Source organism: Sphingomonas echinoides, assembly GCF_029623395.1.
GTDB classification, from domain to species: domain Bacteria; phylum Pseudomonadota; class Alphaproteobacteria; order Sphingomonadales; family Sphingomonadaceae; genus Sphingomonas; species Sphingomonas echinoides_A.
Genome location: NZ_JAPYKK010000024.1, coordinates 25,124 through 51,898, shown reverse-complemented (window position 1 = coordinate 51,898; position 26,775 = coordinate 25,124). Strand labels below are relative to the sequence as shown.

General features: G+C 64.5%; 29 protein-coding genes. 19 read left to right on the top strand and 10 right to left on the bottom strand.

Going from position 1 to position 26,775, the window contains the following annotated elements:
* Positions 1–91: 91 nt before the first annotated feature.
* Positions 92–277, top strand: coding sequence for a hypothetical protein (locus tag QBJ92_RS14015; RefSeq protein ID WP_277970323.1), 186 nt, complete (start codon positions 92–94; stop codon positions 275–277).
* The gene (locus tag QBJ92_RS14010) at positions 274–582 is read left to right on the top strand and encodes a hypothetical protein (RefSeq protein ID WP_277970322.1); all 309 of its coding nucleotides are present in this window, start codon (positions 274–276) and stop codon (positions 580–582) included. Before QBJ92_RS14015 ends, QBJ92_RS14010 begins: the two co-directional genes overlap by 4 nt.
* Here QBJ92_RS14010 and QBJ92_RS14005 read toward each other — a convergent pair.
* A complete protein-coding gene (locus QBJ92_RS14005; RefSeq protein WP_277970321.1) occupies positions 579–1,364 on the bottom strand; it encodes a hypothetical protein in 786 nt (261 codons plus the stop codon). The genes QBJ92_RS14010 and QBJ92_RS14005 overlap by 4 nt on opposite strands.
* The gene (locus QBJ92_RS14000; protein WP_277970320.1) at positions 1,334–2,575 is read right to left on the bottom strand and encodes a TIGR04063 family PEP-CTERM/XrtA system glycosyltransferase; all 1,242 of its coding nucleotides are present in this window, start codon (positions 2,573–2,575) and stop codon (positions 1,334–1,336) included. The genes QBJ92_RS14005 and QBJ92_RS14000 overlap by 31 nt, the downstream gene beginning before the upstream one ends.
* A gap of 132 nt (positions 2,576–2,707) precedes the next feature.
* On the opposite strand from QBJ92_RS14000, the gene QBJ92_RS13995 reads away from it, so the two are divergent.
* Genes QBJ92_RS13995 through QBJ92_RS13985 form a run of 3 tightly spaced genes read left to right on the top strand, consistent with a single transcriptional unit; the run spans position 2,708 to position 5,329 of the window.
* Positions 2,708–2,872, top strand: coding sequence for a hypothetical protein (locus QBJ92_RS13995; RefSeq protein WP_277970319.1), 165 nt, complete (start codon positions 2,708–2,710; stop codon positions 2,870–2,872).
* A complete protein-coding gene (locus tag QBJ92_RS13990) occupies positions 2,865–4,223 on the top strand; it encodes a putative O-glycosylation ligase, exosortase A system-associated (protein WP_277970318.1) in 1,359 nt (452 codons plus the stop codon). The genes QBJ92_RS13995 and QBJ92_RS13990 overlap by 8 nt, the downstream gene beginning before the upstream one ends.
* Entirely contained in the window at positions 4,220–5,329 is a 1,110-nt protein-coding gene (locus QBJ92_RS13985) for an acyltransferase family protein (protein ID WP_277970317.1), read from the top strand. The genes QBJ92_RS13990 and QBJ92_RS13985 overlap by 4 nt, the downstream gene beginning before the upstream one ends.
* Here QBJ92_RS13985 and QBJ92_RS13980 read toward each other — a convergent pair.
* The gene (locus tag QBJ92_RS13980; protein ID WP_277970316.1) at positions 5,293–5,874 is read right to left on the bottom strand and encodes a type 1 glutamine amidotransferase domain-containing protein; all 582 of its coding nucleotides are present in this window, start codon (positions 5,872–5,874) and stop codon (positions 5,293–5,295) included. The genes QBJ92_RS13985 and QBJ92_RS13980 overlap by 37 nt on opposite strands.
* A 121-nt stretch (positions 5,875–5,995) precedes the next feature.
* Between QBJ92_RS13980 and QBJ92_RS13975 the strand changes: the two genes are divergently transcribed.
* From QBJ92_RS13975 to QBJ92_RS13965, 3 genes are all read left to right on the top strand, one after another.
* On the top strand, positions 5,996–7,024 hold the full coding sequence (locus tag QBJ92_RS13975; RefSeq protein WP_277970315.1) for a DNA topoisomerase IB: 1,029 nt from the start codon (positions 5,996–5,998) through the stop codon (positions 7,022–7,024).
* An 8-nt stretch (positions 7,025–7,032) separates the two neighbouring features.
* Entirely contained in the window at positions 7,033–8,277 is a 1,245-nt protein-coding gene (locus tag QBJ92_RS13970; RefSeq protein ID WP_277970314.1) for a mechanosensitive ion channel family protein, read from the top strand.
* A 219-nt stretch (positions 8,278–8,496) separates the two neighbouring features.
* Positions 8,497–8,784, top strand: coding sequence for a hypothetical protein (locus tag QBJ92_RS13965; protein WP_277970313.1), 288 nt, complete (start codon positions 8,497–8,499; stop codon positions 8,782–8,784).
* Positions 8,785–8,796: 12 nt separating this feature from the next.
* Here QBJ92_RS13965 and QBJ92_RS13960 read toward each other — a convergent pair whose 3' ends face one another.
* Entirely contained in the window at positions 8,797–9,228 is a 432-nt protein-coding gene (locus tag QBJ92_RS13960) for a diguanylate cyclase (RefSeq protein ID WP_277970312.1), read from the bottom strand.
* Positions 9,229–9,613: 385 nt separating this feature from the next.
* On the opposite strand from QBJ92_RS13960, the gene QBJ92_RS13955 reads away from it, so the two are divergent.
* The 3 genes from QBJ92_RS13955 (at position 9,614) to QBJ92_RS13945 (ending at position 12,326) form a co-directional block, all read left to right on the top strand.
* Complete coding sequence (locus QBJ92_RS13955; RefSeq protein WP_277970311.1) at positions 9,614–10,072, top strand: MaoC family dehydratase; 459 nt, start codon at positions 9,614–9,616, stop codon at positions 10,070–10,072.
* Between the two features lie 136 nt (positions 10,073–10,208).
* Positions 10,209–11,387, top strand: a complete 1,179-nt coding sequence (locus tag QBJ92_RS13950) for an acetyl-CoA C-acyltransferase (RefSeq protein ID WP_277970310.1) — start codon at positions 10,209–10,211, stop codon at positions 11,385–11,387.
* 459 nt (positions 11,388–11,846) lie between these two features.
* On the top strand, positions 11,847–12,326 hold the full coding sequence (locus QBJ92_RS13945; RefSeq protein WP_277970309.1) for a pyridoxamine 5'-phosphate oxidase family protein: 480 nt from the start codon (positions 11,847–11,849) through the stop codon (positions 12,324–12,326).
* Between the two features lie 375 nt (positions 12,327–12,701).
* On the opposite strand, the gene QBJ92_RS13940 is transcribed toward QBJ92_RS13945, so the two are convergent.
* The gene (locus tag QBJ92_RS13940; RefSeq protein ID WP_277970308.1) at positions 12,702–13,919 is read right to left on the bottom strand and encodes a polyhydroxyalkanoate depolymerase; all 1,218 of its coding nucleotides are present in this window, start codon (positions 13,917–13,919) and stop codon (positions 12,702–12,704) included.
* Positions 13,920–14,073: 154 nt separating this feature from the next.
* Here QBJ92_RS13940 and QBJ92_RS13935 point away from each other — a divergent pair, with 154 nt between their 5' ends.
* A complete protein-coding gene (locus tag QBJ92_RS13935) occupies positions 14,074–15,888 on the top strand; it encodes an ABC transporter transmembrane domain-containing protein (protein ID WP_277970307.1) in 1,815 nt (604 codons plus the stop codon).
* 140 nt (positions 15,889–16,028) lie between these two features.
* Here the strand turns inward: QBJ92_RS13935 and rimM are convergent, their stop codons facing one another.
* The 3 genes from rimM to ffh all read right to left on the bottom strand — a co-directional run bounded on the left by rimM (position 16,029) and on the right by ffh (position 18,546).
* Complete coding sequence (gene rimM / locus QBJ92_RS13930) at positions 16,029–16,505, bottom strand: ribosome maturation factor RimM (RefSeq protein WP_277970306.1); 477 nt, start codon at positions 16,503–16,505, stop codon at positions 16,029–16,031.
* Positions 16,505–16,969: a 30S ribosomal protein S16 gene (gene rpsP / locus QBJ92_RS13925; RefSeq protein ID WP_277970305.1), complete on the bottom strand. Its 465-nt coding sequence runs from the start codon at positions 16,967–16,969 to the stop codon at positions 16,505–16,507. The genes rimM and rpsP overlap by 1 nt, the downstream gene beginning before the upstream one ends.
* Positions 16,970–17,031: 62 nt before the next feature.
* Complete coding sequence (ffh, locus tag QBJ92_RS13920) at positions 17,032–18,546, bottom strand: signal recognition particle protein (RefSeq protein WP_277970304.1); 1,515 nt, start codon at positions 18,544–18,546, stop codon at positions 17,032–17,034.
* Between the two features lie 226 nt (positions 18,547–18,772).
* Here ffh and QBJ92_RS13915 point away from each other — a divergent pair, with 226 nt between their 5' ends.
* The 4 genes from QBJ92_RS13915 to QBJ92_RS13900 are packed head-to-tail and all read left to right on the top strand — an operon-like array spanning position 18,773 to position 23,340.
* Positions 18,773–20,428 carry a putative bifunctional diguanylate cyclase/phosphodiesterase gene (locus QBJ92_RS13915; RefSeq protein WP_431358407.1) on the top strand — a complete coding sequence of 552 codons (1,656 nt, stop codon included), beginning with the start codon at positions 18,773–18,775 and terminating at the stop codon, positions 20,426–20,428.
* Positions 20,429–20,483: 55 nt separating this feature from the next.
* The gene (gene mtaB, locus QBJ92_RS13910; protein ID WP_277970302.1) at positions 20,484–21,791 is read left to right on the top strand and encodes a tRNA (N(6)-L-threonylcarbamoyladenosine(37)-C(2))-methylthiotransferase MtaB; all 1,308 of its coding nucleotides are present in this window, start codon (positions 20,484–20,486) and stop codon (positions 21,789–21,791) included.
* Positions 21,788–22,717 (top strand): signal recognition particle-docking protein FtsY, encoded by a 930-nt coding sequence (gene ftsY, locus QBJ92_RS13905; protein ID WP_277970301.1) that lies wholly within the window; start codon positions 21,788–21,790, stop codon positions 22,715–22,717. Before mtaB ends, ftsY begins: the two co-directional genes overlap by 4 nt.
* Positions 22,714–23,340, top strand: coding sequence for an inner membrane-spanning protein YciB (locus QBJ92_RS13900; RefSeq protein ID WP_277970300.1), 627 nt, complete (start codon positions 22,714–22,716; stop codon positions 23,338–23,340). The genes ftsY and QBJ92_RS13900 overlap by 4 nt, the downstream gene beginning before the upstream one ends.
* A gap of 390 nt (positions 23,341–23,730) precedes the next feature.
* On the opposite strand, the gene QBJ92_RS13895 is transcribed toward QBJ92_RS13900, so the two are convergent.
* Together QBJ92_RS13895 and pspF are read right to left on the bottom strand one after the other, a co-directional pair.
* A complete protein-coding gene (locus QBJ92_RS13895; protein WP_242182054.1) occupies positions 23,731–24,342 on the bottom strand; it encodes a superoxide dismutase in 612 nt (203 codons plus the stop codon).
* A gap of 72 nt (positions 24,343–24,414) precedes the next feature.
* Positions 24,415–25,470 (bottom strand): phage shock protein operon transcriptional activator, encoded by a 1,056-nt coding sequence (pspF, locus tag QBJ92_RS13890; RefSeq protein WP_277970299.1) that lies wholly within the window; start codon positions 25,468–25,470, stop codon positions 24,415–24,417.
* Between the two features lie 157 nt (positions 25,471–25,627).
* Between pspF and QBJ92_RS13885 the strand changes: the two genes are divergently transcribed.
* Genes QBJ92_RS13885 through pspB form a run of 3 tightly spaced genes read left to right on the top strand, consistent with a single transcriptional unit; the run spans position 25,628 to position 26,774 of the window.
* Entirely contained in the window at positions 25,628–25,777 is a 150-nt protein-coding gene (locus QBJ92_RS13885) for a hypothetical protein (protein WP_277970298.1), read from the top strand.
* A gap of 36 nt (positions 25,778–25,813) precedes the next feature.
* Positions 25,814–26,482, top strand: coding sequence for a phage shock protein PspA (gene pspA, locus QBJ92_RS13880; protein WP_277970297.1), 669 nt, complete (start codon positions 25,814–25,816; stop codon positions 26,480–26,482).
* Between the two features lies 1 nt (position 26,483).
* Entirely contained in the window at positions 26,484–26,774 is a 291-nt protein-coding gene (gene pspB / locus QBJ92_RS13875) for an envelope stress response membrane protein PspB (RefSeq protein WP_277970296.1), read from the top strand.
* The last annotated feature ends 1 nt before the right edge of the window (position 26,775 follow it).

The following is a 26,775-nucleotide window of genomic DNA, read 5'->3' as shown; positions in this document are numbered from 1 at the left end:
CTCACGACGATACCATAGGAAATTTCCTAGACAAGTTGGAGATTGCGGAACACATCGTGAACATACAGCGACTCAACTGGGAAGGGCAAACATGTCGGTGCTGCACAAGATCGATTGCTATCTCCGCGCAACGGCGATGCCGCGGACGAAGTTCGGGCGGCTTGCGGTGGGCGACCCCCGCCTGGTCGACGATCTCCGGCGCGGGCGCGAGCCCGGCGCGCGCATGGTGCAACGGATTGAAACCTTCCTCGCGCAACACGATGAGGCATCACGATGAGCCGTGGTCCCGACGCCGCGACGCTGCTGCGGCGCGCGCTCGAACGGCATGCCGACCGGCACGGGATCGTGCTGTCGTGGTATGCGCTCGCAACCCGCCGCTGGGCGAGTGCGACGTTCGTCGGTGCTTGCCACCGGCTGACGCTGTCGGTCGAAGGTCCGGGAATTGAGGGCTGGATCGCTGCGTTGGACGAGGTCGATCTGCCCCTGCGCGGTCATCTGGTCGCCGACGTGGCCGTGACGACCATCACGCGCACTGGTGAGCGCGCGGAACTCGGCGTCGAAGTGCTGACCGTCGAAACCTAGACCGAGCGGATGGCCAGCGCGCGTAACGTGGCGAGCGTGTCTTCGAACGCCCCCGGATGCGATCCGTTTGCCGGTGACGAAGCGGGTGCGATGGGCGTCCCGTCGCGCAGCGCGACCGGGGCAGCGGGAGTCCGCTGCAGCACGCGCTCGAGCCGATCGAGCAGCGCATGGATCGTTTCGGCAGGATCGTCCCTGTTCGGTGCCACCGCCGTCGGTGCCGGGGGATCGACGACAGCGTAGGCCGCAAGCGGCTGGTCGAGATCGTCCGGCATCGCGCGTCCCGCAACGAACGCCGCCGGGCGGTCGACATCCGCCACGGGCGCCGGCGCGCGATCTCCGACCGCCGGTCCCGATGGTGGCGCCACGTCCAACAGCCGGGCGCCAAGATCGCGGTCGGCGCGAAGCGGAGGCCGGGACGGCGCGTCCGGATGCGCATCGGCCCGCCGCAGGATCGGGGCGTCTTCAGGCTCCTCCCTCGCGGGTTTGAGCACGAACCCATCCCCGGCGATCGGCGCGTCGCTCGGCCCCAGCAGCAGGTACGTCGCCAGCCACGCGATCATGCCAAGCCCTCCGCCCCCCAGCACCACGAGCAGCAAGCGCGCGGTAAAGCCGAGCGGTGGCGCCGCCGCCGCGACGACCGAGGCGATCCCGCTGTCGAGCACGACGTCCTCGACCAGCGCCATCGGCAGGAGCGCGAAGGCGACCGCCGCCACGGCACCGACCATCGACCCCACGATCGGTGCGACGGGAATTACGCGTTTAGGATCGGAACGGTTGGCCATGGGGTGAACCTTGCCAGAGGATCGGTGAGTTTCTGGTAAACGGGCGCATAGCAGCCGACGTTGCGCGCCCAGTCCCGCTCGCGCTCGACGAACGCGCGTCCGCGGTCGCGGCGCTGTTCCCAGCTTTGCCGGTCGGCGAGCAACCCCGCCAGCGCCCGCGCCATCGCGGCGGGATCGGCGGGCGTGAACAGCGTACCCGTCACGCCGTCCTCGATTAGTTCACGGTGCCCCCCGACATCGGAGGCCGCGACCAGCCGGCGTTGCGCCATCGCCTCGAGCGGTTTGAGCGGCGTGACCAGATCGGTCAGCCGCATCGGCTTGCGCGGATAGGCGAGGATGTCGGTGACGCTGTAATAGCGCTCGACCTCGGCATGCGGCACGCGCCCGACGAAGCGGATATGGTCCGCAACCGGGGATGCCGCGGCCTGTGCGCGCAGCGCTGCCTCGGCCGGTCCGCCGCCAACCAGGACGAGCTGCACCTTCGGGCGCGCCGCGACGAGTTGCGGCATTGCGGCGATCAGGTCGTCGAGCCCTTCATAATCGTAGAAGCTGCCGATGAACCCGACGACTTCCGCGTCCGTGATCCCCAACGCCGTGGCGAGCGCGGTGTCATATGGCAGGGGTTCGCCGAACACCGAGAGATCGACACCGTTGGGCGAGACGAAAATCTTGTTCCGATCGATCCCGCGCGCGACGAGATCGCTGCGCAGGCCGGCGCAGATCACCGCGACCGCATCGGCACGCCGGACCGCATAGGTTTCGAGCGCGCGGGTGGCGCGATAGACGAGCGACCCTTCGCGCCCGGTGCCGTTGCCGACCGCCGCATCTTCCCAGAACGCGCGAATCTCATAGACGAGCGGCAATTGCCGGCGCCGCGCCACCCGCAACGCGGCGAGCGCGTCGAGCACTGGCGAATGCGCGTGCAGCACATCCGGACAGAATGCCGCCACAACGGCGTCGATTCGCTTCGAAAAGGCGTAGATTTCGTGCAATTCCTGCACGACCGGCAGCGTTTTCCGCACGGGTGCGGTCCGGTGAAAGTCGATCCCGTCGACCGTTTCGGCAATCACGGCCGAATCCCCGTGGCGCGGCCCCGTCACCGCCGCGACCTCCCAGCCGCGTCGCATCTGGCTCTTGAGGATCGCCCGCGTGCGAAAGGTGTAGCCGCTGTGGAGCGGTAGGCCATGATCTAGGATGTGAAGAATCCGCATGCCCGTCCGATAGCGCGGCAGTGTTTAACGGAGCCTCAACCGACGCGCGGTTAGGACGGCGCTCGACAGCCGGGCGATCCGGCGTGGCGCGCAACGCCCCGGTCCGGGGACGGCGGAAAGGTATAGCGGAGGATGATCGACAATTTCGCGCTCGCGATCAGCCATGGCTTGATCGCGCTGACAGTCTGGCTGTTGCTGCGCCGCCCCGATCTTGATGCCGAAGCGGCGCCTGCGGACCAGCCGACGCCGCCCCCCGCAAAGCCTTTCCGGAAAACACGGGCGCGGCCGCGTGCGTGACCTGTTCTTCGTCGCGTTTCTCGCCGCTTTCTTTGCGGCGGGGTTCCGGCGCCCGTTCCTGTTCGTTCTGGCTTATGTCTACATCGATATCGTGTCCCCGCAGCGCCTGACCTACCTGCTGCTCAACGCCGTCCCGATTTCGCTGATCGCGGTGGCGCTTGCGGTTGGAGGCTTCGTGCTGGCGGACGACAAAAGCGACGTGCGGTTCGCGCCGCGGCAGGTGCTGATCGTGCTGCTGCTGCTCTATTGCGGCCTCACGACGCGCAGCGCGGACTTTCCGGTCGAGGCGCTGGAGAAATGGGCATGGGTGTGGAAGACACTGGCGTTCGCCGCTTTCCTCCCCCTCACCTTGCGCACCAAGCTTCGGATCGAGGCGCTGCTCTTGGTGATGATCGCCTCGGCATCCTCGATCATCATCGTCGGTGGCCTGAAGACGATCGCCAGCGGCGGGGGCGGCTATGGCACGCTCAACCTGATGGTCTCGAACAATTCGGGGCTGTACGAAGGATCGACCATCTCGACCGTTGCGGTCGCGATCATTCCTCTGATCCTGTGGTTTGCGCGGCACGGCACGATCTTCCCGCCGGGCTGGAAGGGTACGGCGTTCTGCTATGCGCTGGTGTTCGCGTGCCTGTTGATCCCGGTCGGCACGTCGACCCGGACCGGGCTGCTGTGCATCGGCCTCGTCGCGCTGCTGATGTTGCGCGATGCAAAGCGCAAGCTGCTGTATCTCGGGCTGATTGCGGCTGCGGGGATGATCGCGGTGCCGTTCCTGCCGAGCGCGTTCACCGAGCGGATGGGGACGATCAAGACCTATAAGGGCGATGAATCCGCCTCGACCCGGCTCGCGGTGTGGGGCTGGACGTGGGACTATGCGAAACAGCATCCGCTGGGCGGCGGGTTCGAAATGTATCGCCAGAACCAGATCCGCTACGACACCGAAAAGGTCGAAGGCGACGGCAACAACGCGACCGTCGACCGCAAGCTGACGGTCGACAAGGCGCGCGCGTTCCACAGCGCCTATTTCGAGATGATCGGCGAGCAGGGTTTCCCCGGCCTCGCGATCTGGGCGATGATCAACTTGGGCGGGTTGCTGCGAATGGAGGTGCTGCGCCGACGCTACGCCAAGGCCGAGGCGGGCGACGCGTGGATTGCCCCGCTCGCGGGCGCGCTGCAATCCGCGCATATCGTCTATCTGCTGGGGGCGGCGTTCATCGCGATCGCGTTCCAGCCGTTCGTCTACATGCTGATCGGCGCGCAGATCGGGCTCGACAGCTATCTCGCGCGCAAGCGGGCGACGCAGGCGTTCCGGCCGATGCGCCCGGCCCGTACAGCGAAGCTGGCGGCGTGACCGGCAACCGGCCCGAATTGCGCGCACTGACCGGGATGCGCGGGATCGCGGCGTGGTTCGTCGTGCTGTATCATATTCGTCTTTCGATCGCTGGGTTGCCGCCCTTCTGGCTTGCGGTGTTCGCCAAGGGGTATCTCGCGGTCGACTTCTTCTTCCTGCTGTCGGGCTTCGTATTGTGGCTAAGCTGGAGCGACCGACTGCGGGCGGATGGAATCGCGGGAGTCCCCGGTTTCCTGTGGCGTCGGCTCGCGCGGATCTGGCCGCTGCATCTGTTCATGCTGGCGTGCGCGGTCGGGCTAGCCTTGGTGCTGGCGATGGTGGGCAAGCACAACCCCGGTGCTTACCCCTTTGCGGACCTGCCGCTGCATGTCCTGCTTCTGCAGAATTGGGGATTTACCGATCATCTCGCGTGGAACGATCCGAGCTGGTCGATCAGCACCGAATGGGCAGCGTATCTGCTGTTCCCGCTGCTGGCGATGCGGATCGACTGGCGCCGGATGCCGATTCCGTTGGTTTTGGCGGCGATCGTCACGCTGGGCGTCCTGCTACACTTCGGCATGGCTGGCGCGGCGACGCTTGGCAGCGAGATCTGGACCTTCGGGCTGCGGCGCTGCCTGATCGAATTTGCGATCGGGGGCGCGGTTTGCGGCTTGTGGCAGCGGTGGCGGAAGGCCCCTGCCCGGCCCGCGCTGATCGCCGCCCTTCTTGGAACGGGCGCGGTCGGGTCGGTCGGGTTGGGGATTCCGGAAACGCTTGGCGTACCGCTGGGGTTCGCCGCATTGCTGCTAGCGCTGGCGCTCACGTCTGACAGGAGCGGCAACCCGTTGGCGGGACCGCTGCTCCACTGGTTGGGTGAGGTCAGTTATGCCACCTATCTCGGGCACTTCCTGCTGTTCGTCGTGTTCAAGCTGGTGCTGGTGCGGGACGCCCATGCCGTTCCACCTGCCCTCGTCGTGCTGTATCTCGCGCTCGTTTTAGCAAGTTCGTTTGCGCTCTATCACTGGGTCGAACGCCCTCCGCAAACGGCGATGAACCGGCTCGCCGCGCGTCGGCGAGCCGGTTCTGCACCTTATGCGTCCGCGGTTTCGTCCTCGTCCGCTTCCTGATCGTCCAGGTCTTCCTGCAACGCCGCCAGCAGCGCCCTGTTGAAGGCGGGGATGTCGTCCGGCTTGCGGCTGGTGATGAACGGACCGTCGCGCACGACTTCCTCGTCCACCACGTCCGCGCCGGCATTCGCCAGATCGACGCGGAGCGACGGCCAGCTCGTCATGCGACGACCGTCGACTACGTCGGCCTCGATCAGCAGCCACGGCGCGTGGCAGATCGCCGCGATCAGCTTGCCGTCGTCCGCGAATTCCTCGACGATCTCGACCGCGCGGTCGTTCATGCGCAGCTTGTCCGGATTGCCGACGCCGCCGGGCAGCAGCAGCGCGGTGAAGTCTTCGGTGTCGACTTCGTCGAGCGTCGTGTCTGGGGTGATCGTGTCGCCCTTTTCGTCGAACACCATCCCCTGGATCGGATCGGTCTTGATCGATGCGAGCGTGACCTTGACGCCTGCATCGAGCAGCGCCTTGCGCGGTTCGAACAATTCGGCCTGTTCGAAGCCGTCCGTCGCGATGATGAGTACGTGCGCTTGCGAAAGCTCAGCCATGACAATCTCCGGTCATTGGATAATTCGATTGGGAACAAGCCTCGGGGGCTCGCGGTGCTCAACCCGTGAGTGCGCGCGCCTGTTCCGGAACGATGCGCCGACCCGTGCATTCCTTACGGACATGGCGCAAACCACACCGACGATTTCGTATCACGACGACAGCGAACCCGGCATCACGCGACGCAAGATGCGGCACGGCTGGGGCTATTACGGCGTGGACGGAGCGCGTGTCACCGATCGCGCCGAGATCGACCGGTTGAACGCCATCGGCCTTCCGCCGGCGTACCGAGACGCCTGGTTCTGCCCCTCCTCCACCGGCCATATTCAAGCGGTCGGTTGGGACGAGAAGGGCCGGAAGCAATATCGCTATCACCTGGGCTTTCGCGAAACGCAGGAGGCCGCGAAATACGAATTGTGCGCGCCGTTCGGGCATGCCTTGCCCAAGCTACGCGCCAGGGTCGAGACCGACCTGAAACGTCGGGGGCTCGACAAGGACATGGCCGTCGCCGCCGTGGTGCGGCTGCTCGATCTCGGCAAGGTTCGCATCGGCAACGAAGGCTATGTTAAGTCGAACAAGAGTTTCGGCGCCACGACGCTGCGGAAGCGCCATGCGGCGCTAAAGGGGCAATCGCTCAAGCTCCAATTCAAGGCGAAGTCGGGCAAGTTGCGGATGCTGACGATCACCGACGGGTCGCTCAGCCGGTTCGTCAAGCGGTGCCAGGACTTGCCGGGCCAGCATCTGTTCCGCTGGGTGGACGCCGAGGGCGAATGCCATCCGGTCAACTCGTCCGACGTCAACGCCTATATCCGCGACGCGATGGGCGGCGATTTCACCGCAAAACACTTCCGCACCTGGAGCGCGAGCGTGCTGGCGTTCGAAGCGCTCGCCAATTCGAAACACGACATCAGCCTGAAGACGATGCTGGAACCGGTATGCGAAGCGCTGGGCAACACGCCCGCGATCGCGCGCAAGTCGTATGTCCACCCGGCGCTGCTGGACATCGCCAAGCACGGCCAGAGCGAATTCCGTGCAGCATTGCGCCTGCCGCGATCGACCCAGCATCTCACCCGCGTCGAGCGCGGTCTGATCGCTTTTCTTGAGAATGGCACGGCGACCATCGGCACGCCGATCCTCGCCGGCGCTGCCTGAGGTACACCATGAGTCAGAAAACTGCGGCCGTCCTGCCGCCCATCCGCGTGCGCGACGTCAACAGCCAGGTCCAAAGCCTCGTCAGGACGACGGTCGACTGGATCGGCGATTACTGGCTGCAACTGTTGATTTCCTTCGCCGCTGGCGCCGCGATCGTCATCGCGCTCCATTTCGCACGTCGCATGGGCCACCGACTGTGCGTGCGCGACAAGCAGCTGGGCGGTTGGGGCATCGTCCTCGGCCGGGCGGTGACGCGCACCGGCAACATCTTCATCCTGGTGCTCGCCGCCAAACTCGTGATCGGGTTTGCGAACCCGCCCGCCGACGTCACGCGCGTCATCAACTTCCTGTTCACCATCTCGGCGGTGTTCCAGGCGGCGATCTGGGCGCGCGAACTGATCCTCGGCGCGATCGAGCATCGCACGCGGAGCGAGCATTATACCGGCGAAGCAATCGGCAGTGCGATGGGGATTATCCGCCTGCTCGTCAGCTTCGCGGTGTTCGCGATCGCGCTGATCGTCGTGCTCGACAATCTGGGCGTCAACGTCACCGGACTGGTGGCGGGGCTGGGCGTCAGCGGCATCGCGATCGGTCTTGCCGCGCAGGGCATCTTCGCGGATTTGTTTGCCGCGCTTGCGATCATCTTCGATCGCCCGTTCCGACGCGGCGACGCGATCAGCTATGATTCTTCCGCAGGCACGGTCGAGGCGATCGGCCTGAAGTCGACGCGCATTCGCGGCGTGACCGGCGAAGAACGCGTCGTTGCGAACAAGCAGCTTCTGGAAAAGGAAATCATCAACAACAGTTCGCGCGAATATCGGCGCGTCGTGTTCGTGCTCGGCGTTGTCCAGTGGACCCCGATCGACACGATGGAAGCCCTGCCGTCGATGCTGAAGGAATTGATCGAAGCGCATGGGATGAAGTTCGTGCGCAGCGGTTTTACCGGCTTTGGCGCCAACAGTTACGATTTCGACGTGCAGTTCGATTCCCCGAGCGCCGCGTTCCAGGACTTCTACGATGCGCGCCACACGCTTGGCCTGGCGATCGTGCGTCGGCTGAACGACGAGGGGATCGCCCTGGCCTATCCGACCCAGACCAATTTCATCAACCCGCCAGCACTGCCCGACGCCGACGCCGAAGCAGGCTCTGGCGATCCGAAAACTGCCGCCGACCGCGCCTCACCCGATCGCCGTCACGGAACCGGCGCGACGCCAAACACTTCCGCCGTCGACGAAGATGGGGACCAGCGTTAACCACGACAATAGCCGCTGCATCATATACAGAATGCGCCGTACACCATTAGTATGAGATAGTATTTCATTATTAGGTGCGACACCCAAACGGATGCTTCCAGACTGGCTTTTGAACCGTTCTTGACCTATAAATTGCCTGTATACTTGGAGCGCACGGAACTATCCCAGATACATCTGACGGGATTTTAGCACGACGCCGTTGTATTGGGGGCAATAATAGTGGCTTTGCAATGGGTCCCCGACGATCCGGATAGCATCGAGGTGCGCCTTAATCAGGCGACCCTTGCCTATCTTCGGAAGAGTTGGCCCAATCCGGTGAATCTCTCCCCTACTCGGCTGGGAAGTGAATTTTCGCCTGAAGCCAAGGCATTCGTCCGGATCGTCCAGACATTGATCGACGATGGGATGTTGTCCGTGGAATTCTTCCTGATCGGCACTGGCGATGAACCAACCGCGCGCGATGCCATCCTGACGCGCAAGGGCGTCGCGTCTACCATCCGCTCCTGAGCGCCCCAGCGCTCACGCCAGGCGCTCGATAACCCCCGCCATTTCCCGCAACGTCGTCAGGTCGTCTTCGGATACCGAACGCAACCGTTCGTCCAGGACCGCGAGCGTACCGATCCGAACACCCAACGGGTCGCGAAGCGGCGTCGCGACATAAAACGCGAAGCCTTCGGTTTCCGCCGTCACCGGGTTCGCCAGGGCGGCAAGCGAGCTTTGGTCGCGATCCGCGACGGTAAGACACGCACCGTCGACGGCCACACCCACCTGGCGCTGAGTCCAGCGGTTCGCGCCGCCATCCACCACGATCACCGCGACCGACACCTGCAACGCGCGCATGGTGAGATGTGCCAGATGGTCGAGCGGCACAACGTCCTGCGCCGCGCACTCGTTGGTGCGCATGTCGCGCACCACGTACATTTCGCCCCGATTTTCTGGCCGCTGTTTCATAGCTACTCGCATTTTCAAATGCCCCGCTGACTTCCATACGATGTTGGAAGAATGTAGGAGGGGTATGCAGCGATCCGTCGGGGATGCCATCCGTCGAAAGAACGGTTTCATTCCTATTGACTATTTTTCGTGACGATATGGTGTCGAAAGATGGTCCGTTCGACCCATCTCCCGCCTCGCATTACGTATTATCCGAATCGTCGAAAGCACGTTTTTGAATATCGGGTTCGCTCTTGGCAACCGACTCGATCGTGAATTCCTGTACCTTAACGCTACGGCCTTCGTAATGTTCCGGTTGCGGGTTTCTGCGGTGCTTGCATGCAGCGCGCCCGGGTGCCATTTCCCGATCGATACTATTTTAGTGTGCCGCCTTCAGGGGAATGCCGTGACGACGATTACCATCCAGGAACTGGCGAGCCGTATCGGCAGTGAGCAGGTGTCCGACTGGGTCGAGGTGAGCCAGGAAATGATCGACAAGTTCGCCGATGCCACGGGCGATCACCAGTTCATCCACGTCAATCCGCAGATGGCGGCGATGACGCCGTTCGGCGGCACGATCGCGCACGGCTTCCTGACGCTGTCGCTGATGCCGTTGCTGTCGTCCAAGATCATCGATGCGGTGCAGATCGAGGGCGTAAAGATGGGCATCAATTACGGGGGCAACAAAGTTCGTTTCCTCCAGCCGGTGCGCTCGGGCAAGCGTGTGCGTGGTCGGTTCAAGTTGCTCGAGCTGATCGAGAAGCGACCCGGCCAGTGGCAGCAGACCAACGAATTCACGGTCGAGATCGAGGGCGAGCAGAAGCCCGCCATGATTGCCGAATGGATGTCGCAGATTTTCGTGTGATTCTTAAAAAAGCCCCTCCCCCTCGGGGGAGGGGTTGGGGTGGGGCCGTGCCGCGAACGTACCGGCTGCCTGCATCCCACGTCCCCACCCCCAACCCCTCCCCTGAAGGGGAAGGGCTTTGAAAAGGAGAAGTCCGATGCGTTCAGCCGTCATCGTTTCCACCGCCCGCACCCCGATCGGCCGCGCCTATCGCGGTGCGTTCAACAACACCCCTGCCCCGACCCTCGCCAGCCACGCGATCAAGGCCGCCGTCGAGCGCGCCGGGATCGACGGTGGCATGGTCGATGACGTCGTGTTCGGCTGCGCGCTCCAGCAAGGTCACCAGGCTGGCAACATCGCCCGCACCTCGCTGCTCCGCGCCGGCCTCCCCGTCACCGTGCCGGGCATGTCGGTCGACCGCCAGTGCGCCAGCGGCCTGATGGCGATAGCCACCGCCGCCAAGCAGATCATCACCGACAATATGGACGTCACGATCGGCGGCGGGGTCGAGAGCATCAGCCTCGTCCAGACCCCGCAGATGCGCTTCGCCGCCGACCCCGAACTGATCGCGATGCACAAGGACGTGTACATGGCGATGCTCGGCACGGCGGAAGTCGTCGCCAAGCGCTACAACATCAGCCGCGAAGCGTGCGACGAATATGCGCTCAAGTCGCAGCAGCGAACTGCCGCCGCACAGGCAGCGGGCTATTACGACCAGGAGATCGTCCCCGTCACCGCAACGATGGCGGTGACCAACAAGGAAACCAAGGAAGTCACTCACAAGGAGATCACGCTCTCCAAGGACGAAGGCAACCGCCCCGAGACGACGCTCGAGGGTCTCCAGTCGCTCCAGCCCGTGATGGGCCCGGGGATGAACGTGACCGCGGGCAACGCCAGCCAGCTGTCGGACGGGTCGTCCGCCTCGGTGCTGATGGAAGAGTCGCTCGCCTCGAAGCGCGGCCTCGCCCCGCTTGGCCGTTATGTCGGCATGGCGGTGGCTGGCACCGAGCCCGACGAGATGGGGATCGGCCCGGTCTTCGCGATCCCCAAGCTGCTTGAGCGCTTCAACCTCAAGATGGACGACATCGGCCTGTGGGAGCTCAACGAGGCGTTCGCGGTGCAGGTGCTGTATTGCCGCGACAAGCTCGACATTCCGGATGAGCTGCTCAACGTCTCGGGCGGCGCGATCTCGATCGGCCATCCCTACGGCATGACCGGCGCGCGCGCGACCGGCCATGCGCTGATCGAAGGCAAGCGTCGTGGCGCGAAATACGTCGTCGTCACCATGTGCATCGGCGGTGGCCAGGGTGCGGCTGGGTTGTTCGAAGTCCTGTAATTGAACTCGAGGCAGATTTCGTCTATGTAGTGATCGGCGAAGTCATAGGCGCCTCTCATAACGAGCCCCGGTCGTGTCAGCGACCGGGGCTCAATACGTTTGGGGCTCGGCTGTCAGACCGAGCCCCGCCCGTGCACCTTAGTCTCTGCGTGCCATTTCGATGATCTTCAGGACCAATGTCGTGAAGGCGAAGATCACGCCCAGGATCAGGCACAGATCGGCGACCGCCATAGGTCTACCTCTCATCTTAGCGGCCGGATTGCCGCCGACAGAATGACTAATGGAGACTTTGGATATCCGCAAATTCGGATGGAAATGGTCTTTCCCGAGCACGTCGCCATTCCTAACGGCGATCCATCGTCTTCGCGACATCTTGCCCATGACACTGCGAAAAATCCAGGGCAACCAACCTAGCGTCCCGTCGTTTCCTTCCCGAACCATCCTCAAGGAGAGACACGCATGGCCGACACCCAGGAAATCAAAGAGACGCTGTGGAAGAAGATGGCCGACAGCCCCTACCTCATGGTGGGCAAGGCCGACGGATCGTCGCACAGCGAGCCGCTGATGGCGCAGCTCGACAAGGATCTGGTCGACACTTTGTTCTTCTTCACCGGCAAGGACAATCGCTTGGCCGATGGCGGCGCGGTGATGGCGCAGTTCGTGTCCAAGGGGCATGACTATTTCGCGTGCCTGGCCGGCACGATCCGCCAAGACAATGACAAGGCCATGATCGACAAGCTATGGAGCAAGCAGGTCGAGGCCTGGTTCCCGCAAGGCAAGGAAGACCCCAACCTTGCGCTGCTGCGGATGGACATCGACAGTGCAGAGTTGTGGGAGACCGACATTTCGCTGACCGGTCGCGTCAAGATGCTGTTCGGCGGCACGATTACCGCAGACGAGAGCAGCAGCCACGCCAAGGTCAGCACGACCGCGGCCTAAGACAGTGCTGCGGGATCCCGGCCACGTGCCGGGATCCCGCACGGACCGCACGTTCAGTGCTGTGAAGTTTGAAACGTGTCCAGAGGGCCGTTGAGTATAAAGGTGCCACGGACACCCGCCATGCCGTCATGCTGAACTCGTTTCAGCATCTACCGCGCAGCAGGCTCAGACCGGACTTGCGGCGCGGTGGACCCTGAAACGAGTTCAGGGTGACGCCGGGTTTGGAAATGTCGCAGCCTCCGTCCTGCGGGACGTCATGCTGAACTTGTTTCAGCATCCACCGTGCTACAGGCTCGGACCGGACTTGCGGTGGAGTGGACCCTGAAACGAGTTCAGGGTGACGCCGGGTTTGGAAATGCCGTTCGATGCAGCACCTCAGCCGTGCGCTTTCATCCATTCCTCGACGACCGGCGCGACCTTGTTGCGCCACTTCGACCCGTTGAAGATCCCGTAATGGCCGGCACCCTCGGCCATGTAATAACGCTTCTTGTCATCCGGCAAATTGGTCGCGATCGTCAATGCCGCACGGGTCTGCCCCAGCCCCGAAATGTCATCCTTCTCGCCCTCGATCGCGAGGATTGCGATATCGGTGATCGCACCCGGATCGACCGGTCGTCCGCGATGCGTCATCGTCCCCTTGGGGAGCGAATGGTCCTGGAACACCACGTCGATCGTCTGAAGGTAGAATTCCGCGGTCATGTCGCAGACCGAGCGATATTCCTCATAGAAGCGCTTGGTCGCGTCCGCTTCCAAATCTTCGCCCACGACCAGATGTTTGAACATCTCGTAATGCGACATCATGTGGCTGCCGAGGTTCATCGACATGAAGCCCGCCAATTGTAGGAACCCCGGATAGACCTTGCGGCCAGCGCCCGGATGCATCGCCGGGATCGTCGCGATGACGTTTTGGCTGAACCAGCTGTGCGGGCGCTCGGTCGCGAGCGTGTTGACCGAGGTCGGCGCTTCGCGCGTGTCGACCGGGCCGCCCATCATCGTCAGCGTCTTGGGGCGGCACGGGTTCTTGTCCGCGCTCATGACACAGGCTGCGGCGTAACACGGCACCGACGGCTGGCACACGGCGAGCATGTGCGCACCCGGCCCGATCGCCTCGAGAAACTCGATCAGATAATCGATGTAGTCGTCGAGATCGAACTTGCCGTCGGACAGCGGCACCAGCTTCGCGTCACGCCAGTCGGTGATGTAGACGTCCGCCACCGGCAGCATTCGCTCGACCGTCCCGCGCAGCAACGTGGCGTAATGCCCCGACATCGGCGCAACGATCAGCAGCTTTGGTCCCGTCTCGACGCCTTCGCGGACGAACCGCTTGAGCTGGCCGAAGGGCTTGCGCGCAACGATTTCCTCGGACACGGCAACCGTCTTGCCGTCGATCTGCGTGGTGTCGAGCCCGAACTCCGGCTTGCCGCGCGGCGCGGCGGCGTGCGCGAACACCTCGAGCGCCGACCCCATCACCGCGCCGCCACCGAAGTAGGAGAACGGGTTGGACGGGTTGCTCAGCCAGCCGGCGCTGAAGTCGGCCATGGCGCTCGCTCCGGCGAGCATGGACTTCTGAATTTCATAGGCATTGTACAGCATAAGCGGCCTTCTAGCATACCGGGCTTACGATTCTATCACCATATGCATCCGCAGTCCCGCAACCGGACGAATGGCGTTCAGCGCTACTACGCGCGACAGAGGAATACGATGCACCCCGATTGAGGCGCTCGTCCGTCCCTGCTAGGCGTTCGCCATGGCAGACCCCGTCCAAGCCGCGCCCCAGCCCAACCCCAATGCGAGCGATACCGCGCCACCCGGCCGTCGGAAGCTCAGCAATTTGCTGATGATCTGGCATTACGGGTCGCGCTACCCGGCCCAACTCACGATCGCGCTGCTGGCGTTGCTGACGACGTCGGCGACGACGCTGTACATTCCATGGACCTTCAAGTCGGTGATCGATCGCGGGTTCAGCTCGGCGGGCAATTCCGAACATATCGATCGAGTGTTCTACGGATTGTTCGGGTTGGTCGCAGTGCTGGCGATTGCGACGGCGGTGCGCTTTTATTTTGTGTCGTGGCTTGGCGAGCGGACCGTCGCGGACATCCGCACCGCGGTACAGGCGAACCTACTCCGGCTCGCGCCGCGCTGGTTCGAGGAGAATCGCCCCTCGGAAGTCGCCTCCCGGCTGACGTCGGATACGGCGCAGATCGAGAATGCGGTGGGCACCACCGTGTCGGTCGCGCTGCGTAACGTGCTCACCGGGATCGGCGGGATCATCTCGCTGTTCGCGCTCGCGCCGAAACTTGCCGGGCTGTTGTTGCTCGGTATTCCGGTGATGGTACTGCCTATCGTGCTGCTCGGGCGCCGCGTGCAGGCCTATTCGCGCTCCAGCCAGGATCGCATCGCCGACATCGGCGCGATGGCGGTCGAGACGTTCGGCGCGATGAAAATCGTCCAGGCGTTCGGGCAGGAACAGCGCGAAACCGAACGCTTCGCCGGTGCGGTCGAACGCAGCTTCGCCGCCGCCAAGCGCCGGATCCGCATCCGCGCGATCATGACCGCGCTGGTGATCGGCCTGATCTTCGGGGCGGTGACGCTGCTGATGTGGACGACGCTCGCGGACGTTTCGGCGGGACGGCTGACGGGTGGCGCGCTGACCGCGTTCATCTTCACGGCGGGTCTGGTGACGGGCGCGTTCGGCGCGCTGACCGAGGTCTACGGCGACCTGCTGCGCGCGTCGGGGGCTGCCGAGCGGCTTGCGGAACTGCTCAACGAAGAACCCGAGATCGCTGCCCCGGCGGCGCCCGCCGTTCTTCCCGTTCCTGCGCGCGGCACGGTGTCGTTCGATCATGTCGAATTCCGCTATCCGACACGGCAGGACGTCGCCGCGCTCCACGACTTCTCGCTCGATATCCTGAGCGGGGAGACGGTCGCGATCGTCGGCCCGTCCGGAGCGGGCAAGACCACGTTGTTCCAGCTGATCCAGCGCTTCTACGATCCCGATGCGGGCGCGGTGCGGATCGACGGTGTCGACCTGCGCGATGCCGATCCGGCGGAAGTCCGCGCACGAATTGCGATGGTGCCGCAGGAGACCGTGATCTTCGGCGCGACCGCGCGTGACAATCTGCGCTACGGTCGCTGGAGCGCGCATGACGACGAGTTATGGGCCGCCGCCGAGGCCGCCAATGCCGCCGAATTCCTGCGCAAGCTCCCCGAAGGGCTCGACACCTTCCTCGGTGAGAGCGGCGCGCGCCTGTCCGGCGGGCAGCGCCAGCGCGTCGCGATCGCGCGCGCATTGCTGCGCGATGCGCCGATCCTGCTGCTCGACGAAGCGACCAGCGCGCTCGACGCGGAGAGCGAACGGCTGGTGCAGGAGGCGCTCGAGCGGCTGATGGACCACCGCACCACGCTCGTCATCGCACATCGCCTCGCGACCGTGCGTGCGGCGAAGCGGATCATCGTGATGCGTGATGGGCAGATCGTCGAACAGGGATCGCATGGCGCGCTGATCGGCCAGAATGGCCTCTACGCGCGGCTTGCCAGCCTGCAGTTCAACGAGGCGGCGTAACGCCCCCGCCGTGTTCCTGCGAAAGCAGGAACCCAGGGTCCGGCAGAATAACGGCACGACGTACGCGTAACCCTAGACTCCTGCTTTCGCAGGAGAACAGAAGGCTGTCGGGCCTTACGCGCCGGTCGTCCGCATTCAGATTAAACGATGAACGCCCCGTCCACGACCACGCGCTCGGCGTTCCACTCGGGAACCGCCTCAGCGTTCATCGGGATCATGAAGCGCTTCTTGTCGGGCCGCTCGATCTCGAGCACGTCGCCCGCGCCGAAATCGTCGATCGCCACGACATGGCCGAGCGCCTCACCTTCCAGCGATACCGCCGGCAGGCCGAGCAGATCGGCATGATAATATTCGCCCTCTTCCAAAGGCGGTAACGCAGAACGCGGCACGGTCAGCTCGGTCCCGCGCATCGCCTCGGCGGCGTTGCGGTCGGTCACTTCGGCGATCCGTGCGATCGCGCCGTTGCTGCCGGGGCGCACCGACTTGAGGGTCAGTGCGCCGCCGTTGAACAGTTTGTACTGCCCAAGGTCCTCGGTGAAGACCTTGAGACGCACCTCCCCCGTGACTCCATGCGCGCCGATCACGACGGCAAGCGTAACGGGGGAGTCGGCCGACATCAGCCTTCGACCGGTGCCGAGGCGCTCTCGCCCTCGTTGGTCGCATCTTCGGTTGCTTCGGCAGGCGCAGGCGCTGCGGCTGCTTCAGCGGCGGCTGCCGCTGCTGCTGCCTTTGCCTCTTCTGCGTCGGCGATCTTCTTCTCACGCTCTTCTGCGCGCTCGGTAGCCTTCTCGCCCGGCTTGCCCTTGTTCGGGTTGCTGCGTGCAGCGCGCTCACGGATGCCCGCGACGTCGAGGAAGCGTGCGACACGATCGGTCGGCTGCGCGCCGACGCTCAGCCAATGCTTCGCGCGGTCGGCGTCGAGAATGATGCGCTTCTCGTCGTCCTTGGCGAGGAGCGGGTTGTACGTGCCCAGCTTCTCGATGAACTTGCCGTCGCGCGGGCTGCGCGCATCGGCGACGACGATGCGGTAGTACGGACGCTTCTTGGAGCCGCCACGCGACAGACGAATGCTGATTGCCATTGTAAACTACTTCCTTCTTGGTCGTTCTTGGGTTTTGCCAGCGGCTCAAGGCCGCATGGCGATCACTTCTTCTTGAGCAAATTCTCGAAGCCCGGAGGGAGCTTCGTCTGGCCGCCGCCGAGGCCGGGAAGACCCCCGCCACCGCCGCTGAACATCTTGGACGGATCAATCCCGCCGAGACCACCGAGGCCACCCGCGCCGTCCGGGCCGCCACCGCCGCCCAGACCGCCCATGCCGCCGCCACCACCAAACAGCTTGGCCATGCCTTTCAGCCCGCCCATCTTTTTGATCTTCTTCATGGCGTTCGCCATTTCCTGATGCATCTTCAGGAGCTTGTTGACGTCCTGCACGGTCGTGCCGGAGCCCTTGGCGACGCGGATCTTGCGCTTGGCGTTGAGCAGTTCGGGCTTGCGGCGCTCCTTGGGCGTCATCGACGTGATCATCGCGTCGAAGCGGACGAGGATCTTCTCGTCCATCGCGCCCGAGGCCATCGCCTGCTTGGCCTTGGCCATGCCGGGGATCATCCCCGCGAGCGCGCCGAGGCCACCCATGCGGCGCATCTGCCCGAGCTGCGCGCGCAGATCGTCGAGGTCGAACTCGCCTTTGGCGAGCTTGGCCGCCATCTTCTCGGCGTCCTCGACCTGGATCGCTTCCGCCGCACGCTCGACGAGGCCGACGACGTCGCCCATGCCGAGGATCCGGCCCGCGACCCGCTTCGGATCGAACGCCTCGAGCGCCTCGAGCTTTTCGCCCATGCCCGCGAACTTGATCGGCTTGCCGGTGACGGCGCGCATCGACAGCGCCGCACCACCGCGCGCATCGCCGTCCATGCGGGTCAGCACGACACCGGTCAGCGGCACCTGATCCGAGAAGTTCTGCGCGACGTTGACCGCATCCTGACCGGTCAGCGAGTCGACGACGAGCAGGATCTCGGTCGGCTTGGTCACCTCGGTGACCGCGCGCATCTCGTCCATCAACGCTTGGTCGACGTGGAGACGACCCGCGGTATCGAGCATCAGGACATCGAAGCCTTGCAGCTTCGCCGCCTGCACCGCGCGCCGCGCGATATCGACCGGCTGCTGCCCCGCGACGATCGGCAGGGTCGAAACCTCCGCCTGCGTGCCGAGGACGGCGAGCTGCTCCTGCGCGTTCGGGCGGTTGACGTCGAGCGACGCCATCAGCACCTTCTTGCCCTGCCGCTTGGCAAGGCGCAGCGCGATCTTGGCGGTCGTCGTCGTCTTGCCCGAGCCCTGCAGGCCGACCATCATGATGATCGCGGGCGGCGAGACGTCGAGTTCGAGCTCGGACGCTTCCGCACCCAGCATCTCGACCAACGCATCGTTGACGATCTTGACGACCTGCTGCCCCGGCGTGACCGAGCGCAGCACGTTCTGGCCCACCGCCTGCTCGGTCGCGCGATCGACGAAATCGCGCGCCACCGGCAGCGCGACGTCGGCCTCGAGCAACGCGACTCGGACTTCGCGCATCGCCGCACGCACGTCGGCCTCAGTCAGCGCACCGCGCCCCCGCAACCGATCAAACACACCGCCAAGGCGGTCGCTCAGGCTCTCGAACATCCGAAAAAACCCTTCCAATTCAGCGCATCCGCCGCGTAACGCAAAGAGCGCCGGCGGACGAAACCTCGTCGGCCGGCGTAGTCCCGCAGGACAGCCTTCACGCTTCACGGTGGAGCGATCGGTTCGTCCCTTACATCAACGCGTTCGTCGCTGCAACTCTCGGGGTTTAACCACCTGTACATGTATCCCGTGAGATGGGCGACGCACGGAAGGTTGATCCTAAATGATGAGACGCGACAGAGGATTCCGTCAGGAAGAGGCAGAAAGCGTCCGGACGTCGTTGGCGCCCGGCGTGGTCAATGGTGCCATCACGACTGGGGCGATCCTGTTGTTCGTCGCGCTCGGCAGCGCAGCCATGTCCAACGCGCTGCAACATTATCTCGGTCGCGGCGAACAGATCGACCAGGCGCTGGTGATCGCACTGTTGCTCAACATCGCGCTGATCCTGATCGGCTGGCGGCACAACCGTCTCTTGCTGCGTGAGGTCGACGTGCGCGCCGCCGCCGAGGAACGCGCGCATCAACTCGCCGCGAAGGACCCGCTAACCGGGTTCCTCAACCGCCGCAGCCTCGCGGAAACCGGGGCCAAGATGTTCGGGCAGGCCACCGGGTTCGAACAAGCCACGGGTCGCCAGACCGCGATGGCGTTGCTCCTGCTCGATCTCGATTACTTCAAGATGGTCAACGATCTGCATGGGCACGCCACGGGCGATGCGTTGCTGAAGGCGGTCGCGCGCGAGATTGCCGAAGCGATGCCTCCATTTGCGGTGGCAGCGCGGCTGGGTGGCGACGAATTTGCCTGCGCATTCCCGTTCGATCCGATGCTGCCCGCGCAAGTCGAACAGGTGGCGGAAGCCATCGTCACGCGGCTGGCGCGCCCGTTCCATGCCGATGGCTTGCATCTTCATATCTCGGCCTCCGTCGGCATCGCGCGGTCCGACACCGGGTGCGCTGGCTTCGATGCGCTGATGCGGTCGGCCGACACCGCGATGTACGCGGCGAAGAACGCCGGTCGCAACCGGTTCGCCTGGTTCGACCAGTCGATGGAGCGCGAGTTGAAGGCGCGCAACGACCTTGAAACCGAATTGCGCAACGCAATCCCCAACGGCGAGATCGTCCCCTATTTCGAACAGCAGGTCGATCTGGTGAGCGGGAGGATTACCGGGTTCGAGGTCCTCGCCCGGTGGGCGCATCCGACGCGAGGCATGATCAGCCCCTCGGTGTTCATCCCGATCGCCGAGCAGACCGGGCTGATCAGCGACCTGTCGATGTCGCTCATGCAGCAGGCGTTTCATGCGGCGCGCGACTGGGATGCGGGCCTGTCGCTTTCGGTCAACTTCTCGCCGCTCCAGTTCCGCGATGCGTGGATGGCGCAAAAGGTGATCAAGGTCCTGACCGAAACGGGATTCCCGGCAAACCGGCTCGAGATCGAGATCACCGAAACCGCGTTGATCGACAATCTTGCCCTGACCCAGTCGATCGTCGGAAGCCTCAAGAATCAGGGAGTCCGGATCGCCCTGGATGATTTCGGAACCGGCTTCTCCGCGCTGGCGCATTTGCGCGCGCTGCCGTTCGATCACGTCAAGATCGATCGCAGCCTCATCATGTCGATCGAGCGCAGCGCGGAAAGCACCGCGATCGTCACGGCGATCACCCGCCTGGGCGAAAGCCTCAATCTGCCGATCACCGCCGAGGGAATCGAGGACATCCGAATCGAGGAGCGCCTGCGCATGCTGGGCTGCGCCATGGGACAGGGCCACCTCTACGGCCAGCCGATGAGCGTGGCGAACACGCGGCGCCTGCTGGCCGAGCGCCGCCTGTTGCAGAAGCCCGCAGCCGGGATCGCTGCCGTATCCGGTACGGACACGCGGCGTAGCGCCTGAACCGGGGGACGTGCCACGCATGGACTTCGCCCCGTACCGTCCCTAGATCGCCGCCATGCCCGAACCGCGGATCATCAGCCTTGGCTGCCGTCTCAATATCGCAGAAAGCGAAGCGATTCGCGCGCTTGCGGTCGGCGGCGATACGGTGGTGATCAACAGTTGCGCGGTCACCAACAGCGCGGTTGCAGAGACCCGCAAGGCGATCCGCCGCGCACGCGTCGACCGACCCAACGCGCAGATCGTCGTCACCGGGTGCGCCGCACAGATCGACCCTGTGAGCTTCGCGGCAATGCCCGAAGTCGACCGGGTGCTCGGTAACGTCGAGAAACGCTCGGCTGCGGCGTGGGCTTCGGACGAAGCGGTGGTCGTCGGCGATATCCTCACCGCGCGCGACACCGCGCCGCAACTGGCGGCCGTGTTCGCGACGCACGCGCGCGCCTTTGTCGAGGTGCAGAATGGCTGCGACCATCGCTGCACCTTCTGTGTCATTCCCTATGGGCGCGGCAACAGTCGCTCGGTCCCGGCGGGCGCGGTGATCGATCAGATCGCTGGGCTGGTCGATGCGGGGCATCGCGAGGTCGTGCTGACCGGGGTCGACCTGACCAGTTACGGCCCCGACCTCCCGGGCGCGCCGAGCCTCGGGCTGCTGGTCGAACGGATCCTGCGGCATGTGCCCGCGCTCGAGCGCCTGCGCCTGTCGTCGCTCGACGGAGTCGAGATCGATGACCGGCTGTTCGCCTTGCTGACGCAGGAAGCGCGGGTGATGCCGCATGTCCACCTATCGCTCCAGGCGGGGAACGACATGATCCTCAAGCGGATGAAGCGCCGCCACGCGCGTGCCGACAGCGTGGCGCTGGTCGATCGGCTCAAGACCGCCCGGCCTGAGATCGCGATCGGCGCAGACCTGATCGCGGGCTTCCCGACCGAGGATGACGCGATGTTCGCCGACACGCTGGCGCTGATCGACGATTGCGACATCGTCCACGCGCATATTTTCCCGTATTCGGAGCGCGACGGCACCCCCGCCGCGCGGATGCCCGCAGTTCCGGTTCCGGTCCGCAAGCGTCGGGCTGCGTTGCTGCGCGCGGCGGCGGCGGTACGCAAGGCGGCGTGGCTGGACGGGTTAGTCGGCACGACGCAGGACGTCCTCGTCGAGCGTCCCGGCGACCGCGGGCATATCGGCAGCTTCGCCGAGGCGCGGTTTGCTTCGCTGCCCGTAGGGTCCGTCGGGCAGGTGCGGATCACCGGGAGCGACGGTAGCATGCTGACCGCAACGGCGCTTCCTTACGCAACGTCAAACAGCTCGACTGAGCCCCGGCCCGCGGCGAGTCCGCATAGTATCTTACAAGAGACCCTCGCATGACCCCAAGCTGGCACGACAAACTCCTCGGCGGGTTCAAGCGCACGTCGGACCGCCTGATCGGCAATCTCGCCGGTCTTGGCACCGGGCCGCTCGACACGAAGACGCTCGACGAGATCGAAGAAGCGTTGATCGCGTCCGATCTCGGCCCGGAGACCGCCGCGCGGATCCGCCGCCGCCTGTCGACCGGCGTGTTCGAGCGCGACATGGAGGAACTCGGCATCCGCCTCGTCGTCGCCGAGGAAATCGAGAAGGTCCTCGACACCGTCGCGGTCCCGCTCGAAATCACCGGCTTCCCGCGCCCGCACGTCATCCTCGTCATCGGCGTCAACGGTTCGGGCAAGACGACGACGATCGCCAAGCTCGCGCATCTGCTCAAGGAACAGGATTACGGCGTGATGCTCGCGGCAGGCGACACATTCCGCGCTGCCGCGATCGGGCAGCTCGCGACCTGGGCGGAGCGCGCGGGCGTGCCGATCATCAGCGGCAAGGAAGGCGGCGACGCGGCGGGAATCGTCTATGAAGCGGTCAAGCAGGCGACCGCGACCGGGATCGACGTGCTGATCGTCGACACCGCCGGGCGCCTCCAGAACAAGCGCGAGCTGATGGACGAACTGTCCAAGATCCGCCGCGTGCTGGGGCGGCTCAACGTCGAGTCGCCGCATGACGTGTTGCTCGTGCTCGATGCGACGACGGGGCAGAACGCGCTCAACCAGATCGAGGTGTTCAAGGAATCGGCGGGCGTCACCGGCCTCGTCATGACCAAGCTGGACGGCACCGCGCGCGGCGGCGTGCTCGTCGCGGCGGCGGAGAAATATGGCCTGCCGATCCATGCGATCGGGATCGGCGAAGGCATGGGCGATCTGCGCCCGTTCGATTCGAACGAGGTTGCGCGGATCATCGCGGGCGTGGAAGGGGTCCGCAAATGACCACCACCCCTTCTCTTCCGTCCAAACCCCCGCTTTCCGCGGGCCAGCGCCTCGCGGTCGACATCGGCCCGATCGCGATCTTCTTCCTCGTCAATTTCCTGACCCCTGGTCTGGACATGGTGAAACTGATCGCCGGGACCGCGGCGTTCATGGTCGCGAGCGTCGCAGCGATGATCTATTCGCTCGTCAAATCCGGCCGGATTTCCCCGATGCTGTGGATGACCGGCACGCTGGTGCTCGTGTTCGGCGGGTTGACGCTGTATTTCCACAGCAAGGAATTTATCCAGATCAAGCCGACCGTCATCTACGCGATGTTGTCGGCAATCCTGGTGTTCGGGCTCGTCACGGGGCGGCCGCTGCTCAGCCTTTTCCTCGATTCGGCCTATCCGGGCCTTAACGAAACCGGGTGGCGCAAGCTGACGATCAACTGGGCGGTGTTCTTCGCCTGCCTCGCGGTGCTGAACGAGGTGGTCCGGCACGAATTCAGCTACGGGTTCTGGCTCGGGTTCAAGCTGTGGGGCGTGATTCCCCTCACCTTGATTTTCGCATTTGCGAACGTGCCGATGCTGATGAAGCATGGATTTCAGATGGGCGAAGAGCCGCCGATCCCGCCGCAGGAGTAGATCGCGACTCGCGAAGCCGCGGCTTCGGCGCGCGGGGGCATGATCCGGTGATCCAGCGACTAGTTTGAAGAGAAATCGCGGGGGAGAGCAAACTCTGCTCGATCCCCCGGCAATCGTGTCGCCGTTGCCGGTCTTTCCGGCGGCGTCCCTCGTCCTGCGTTTCTATTTTTTGTCCGGCGCTACGACAGCACCAGAACCATAGCAGCGGTTTCGACAAAAAAAAGGCCGGTCTTTCGACCGGCCGTAAAAGTTTTAGGAGAGGATGCCTGAAAGGCACACTCTTTGTGCAGTGCAGCAGGGATTAGATCAACTGCAATGTGAGCGTTAACGAGTGCATTTCGTGCAACCGCTCGTTTCGCCACCCCGGACGGGCCGGGGTGGCGCGGAACCTCAGGCGCTTGCGCCGTCGAAGCGCTTGCCGGCCTCGTCCCAGTTCACGACGTCCCACCAGGCCTTCAGATAGCCCGGACGGTCGTTCATGTACGTCAGGTAATAAGCGTGCTCCCACACGTCGTTGCCGAGGATCGGAGTGCCCTTGTCCTTGGCATCGTCCATCAGGGGGTTGTCCTGATTCGGCGTCGACACGACCTTGAGCGCGCCCGACGAATCCTTGATCACCCACGCCCAGCCCGAACCGAACTGGCCCGCACCCTTGGTGTTGAAATCTTCCTTGAGCTTGTCGAGGCCGCCATAGGTCTCGATCGCCTCGGCGAGCGCGCCCGATGGCTTGGTCGTGCCGGCCGGTGCCATGATCTTCCAGAAGAAGTCGTGGTTCCAGAAACCGCCACCATTGTTGCGCACGAGCGGCGGCAACGTCGAGATCATTCCGAGGATATCCTCGATCGACTTGCCCTCGAGCTTGGGATCGGCAGCGACGCCCTCGTTGAGCTTGTTGGTGTAGGCCGCATGATGCTTGTCGTGGTGGAACGTCATCGTCTCCTTCGAGATCGTCGGCTCCAGCGCGTCATAGGCATAAGGCAGCGGGGGAAGTTCGAAAGCCAAGGCTCGTCTCCTTTGATAATGACGGGGTCGCTCACCCAACGTCGCTTGGGCGAAATGGGTCCCAGCTGCTCGTTACGCAACCGATTCGGAAGAAGCGTTCGAAATCAGGCCGTGCCGCTTCAACGCGTGGCGCAACTGGTCGTAACTCAGCCCCAGCGCCTCGGCGGTCGCGCGCTGGTTGAAGCGGTTGTCCGCCAGCGCGGTCTGCAGCATTTCGCATTCGAATCGCGCAAGCCGCGCCTTGTAATCCATCGGCTGGACCGGATCCGCGCAGGGCGGCGGCGGGGAGTCGACCGCCTCGGGTGCTGCGACGGACGGGGCCCGCGACGGGACGGATGCCAGCGATGTCGCCGGGCGGTGCGGCGAGTGAAACGGATCGAATACGATCGTGTCGATCGGCGTGTCGTGGTCCCAGCGATACACCGCGCGTTCCACGACGTTGCGGAGCTCGCGGACGTTGCCGGGCCAGTCATAGGCCTCCAGCTGCACCTCCGCTGCATCGGTAAACCCCGCCCAGCCATCGCGCCGCAGTTCCGCCGCCATCCGGCGTCCGAAATGCTCGGCCAGCACCATCACGTCGTCGACCCGCGCGCGCAATGGCGGTAGCGTCACCACCTCGAAACTCAGCCGGTCGAGCAGATCCGCGCGAAACTGATGCCGCGCGACCTTATCGGGCAAATGCTCGTTGGTCGCCGCCACGATTCGCACGTCGACCCGCATCGGCCGCGACGATCCGATCCGCGTCACCTCGCCATATTCGACCGCACGCAGCAGCCGGTCCTGCGCCGCCATCGACAGCGTGCCGAGTTCGTCGAGAAACAGCGTGCCGCGATGCGCTTCCTCGAACCGCCCTGCCCGCGCCTTGGTCGCGCCGGTGAACGCGCCCGCCTCATGACCGAACAGTTCCGCTTCGATCAGCGTCTCAGGCAGTGCCGCGCAGTTCATGATCACCAGCGGCTGATCCCAGCGGGGCGACAGGCGGTGGAGGCGTTCGGCGACCAGTTCCTTGCCCGTTCCACGCTCGCCGATCACGAGCACCGGGCGGTCGAGCGCCGCGGCGCGGCTCGCGAGTTCGAGCGCGTCGAGAAACGCGCCTGACTGCCCGATGACCTGCGTGGTTCGCTCCATTGCCAAGGCTTGGCGTAAAATCCCAGAGGTTGGCAAGGCGCATTTCGTTCACCTTGCAGCAAGGTACGGATTTCCGCCGATATTCGATTTGGCACGGTCCCTGCAAAGCTTCTGGCATCGCCCCACGGGGCACCAGACACGAACAGGGAGACCCACTATGGACAACCAGTATAAGAACCGCACGTCGCTCCCGCAGCTGCTCGTCGCGATCGTCGCAACCATCCTCGTCGGATCGGTCGCGCTCGCCGGCACGGTCGGCCCCGCGATGGCCACCCCGTCTTCGGCAACGGCCCCGTATCAGGCCTGACGCCGCCATCCCCGAAATTTCCCAAGGAGTATCACTATGGGCATCTTCAGCCGAACCCGCGACATCATCGCCGCCAACTTCACCGACCTGCTCGACAAGGCCGAAGACCCTTCGAAGATGATCCGCATGATCATCCTCGAAATGGAGGAAACGCTGGTCGAGGTGCGCGCCTCCGCCGCCCGCACGATCGCGGACCAGAAGGAAATGCGCCGTCACATCAGCAAGCTCGGCGCGCTGCAGGAAAGCTGGACCGAAAAGGCCGAGCTGGCACTGTCGAAGGGCCGCGAGGATCTCGCCAAGGCCGCCCTCGTCGAGAAGCAGAAGGCCGCCGACATGGCCGCCCAGCTCGACGGCGAGATCGCGGTGCTCGATGAATCGCTCCACGCGTCGGAGGAAGACATCGCCAAGCTGACCGGCAAGCTCCGCGAAGCGCGCAGCCGCCAGAACTCGATCGCAACCCGCTTCGAAAGCGCACAGAACCGCTTCAAGCTGCGCGAGATGTACAACGGCCCGCGGATGCAGGACGCGTTCAGCCGCTTCGAGATCATGGAGCGCCGTGTCGACATGGCCGAAGGCCGCGCCGACGTCGCCGGAATGGGCGCGCCGCCCAAGACGCTCGAGGAAGAAATCGCCGAGCTCAAGTCGAGCGAAAAGGTCGAAGCCGAGCTCGCCGCGATGAAGGCTCGCTTCGGAAAGGACGGCTGAGATGGAAGACATCCTCGTCCCGATCTTCGTCTGCGGTACGCTGTTCGTCGGCATGCCCTGGGTGATCCTGCACTATGTCACCAAGTGGAAGCAGGCGCCCAAGATCACCAACGAAGACGAGAAGCTGCTCGACGAACTCTACTCGCTCGCCCGTCGCCTCGAAGACCGGCTCGGCACCGTAGAGCGGATCATCGCCGCCGATCACCCGGAATGGCGCGTCAGCATGCCGCTCGCCGAGCCGACCGTCCAATCGCACCCCAACCCGTCTTACGACATCACCCGGAGGAACTGAA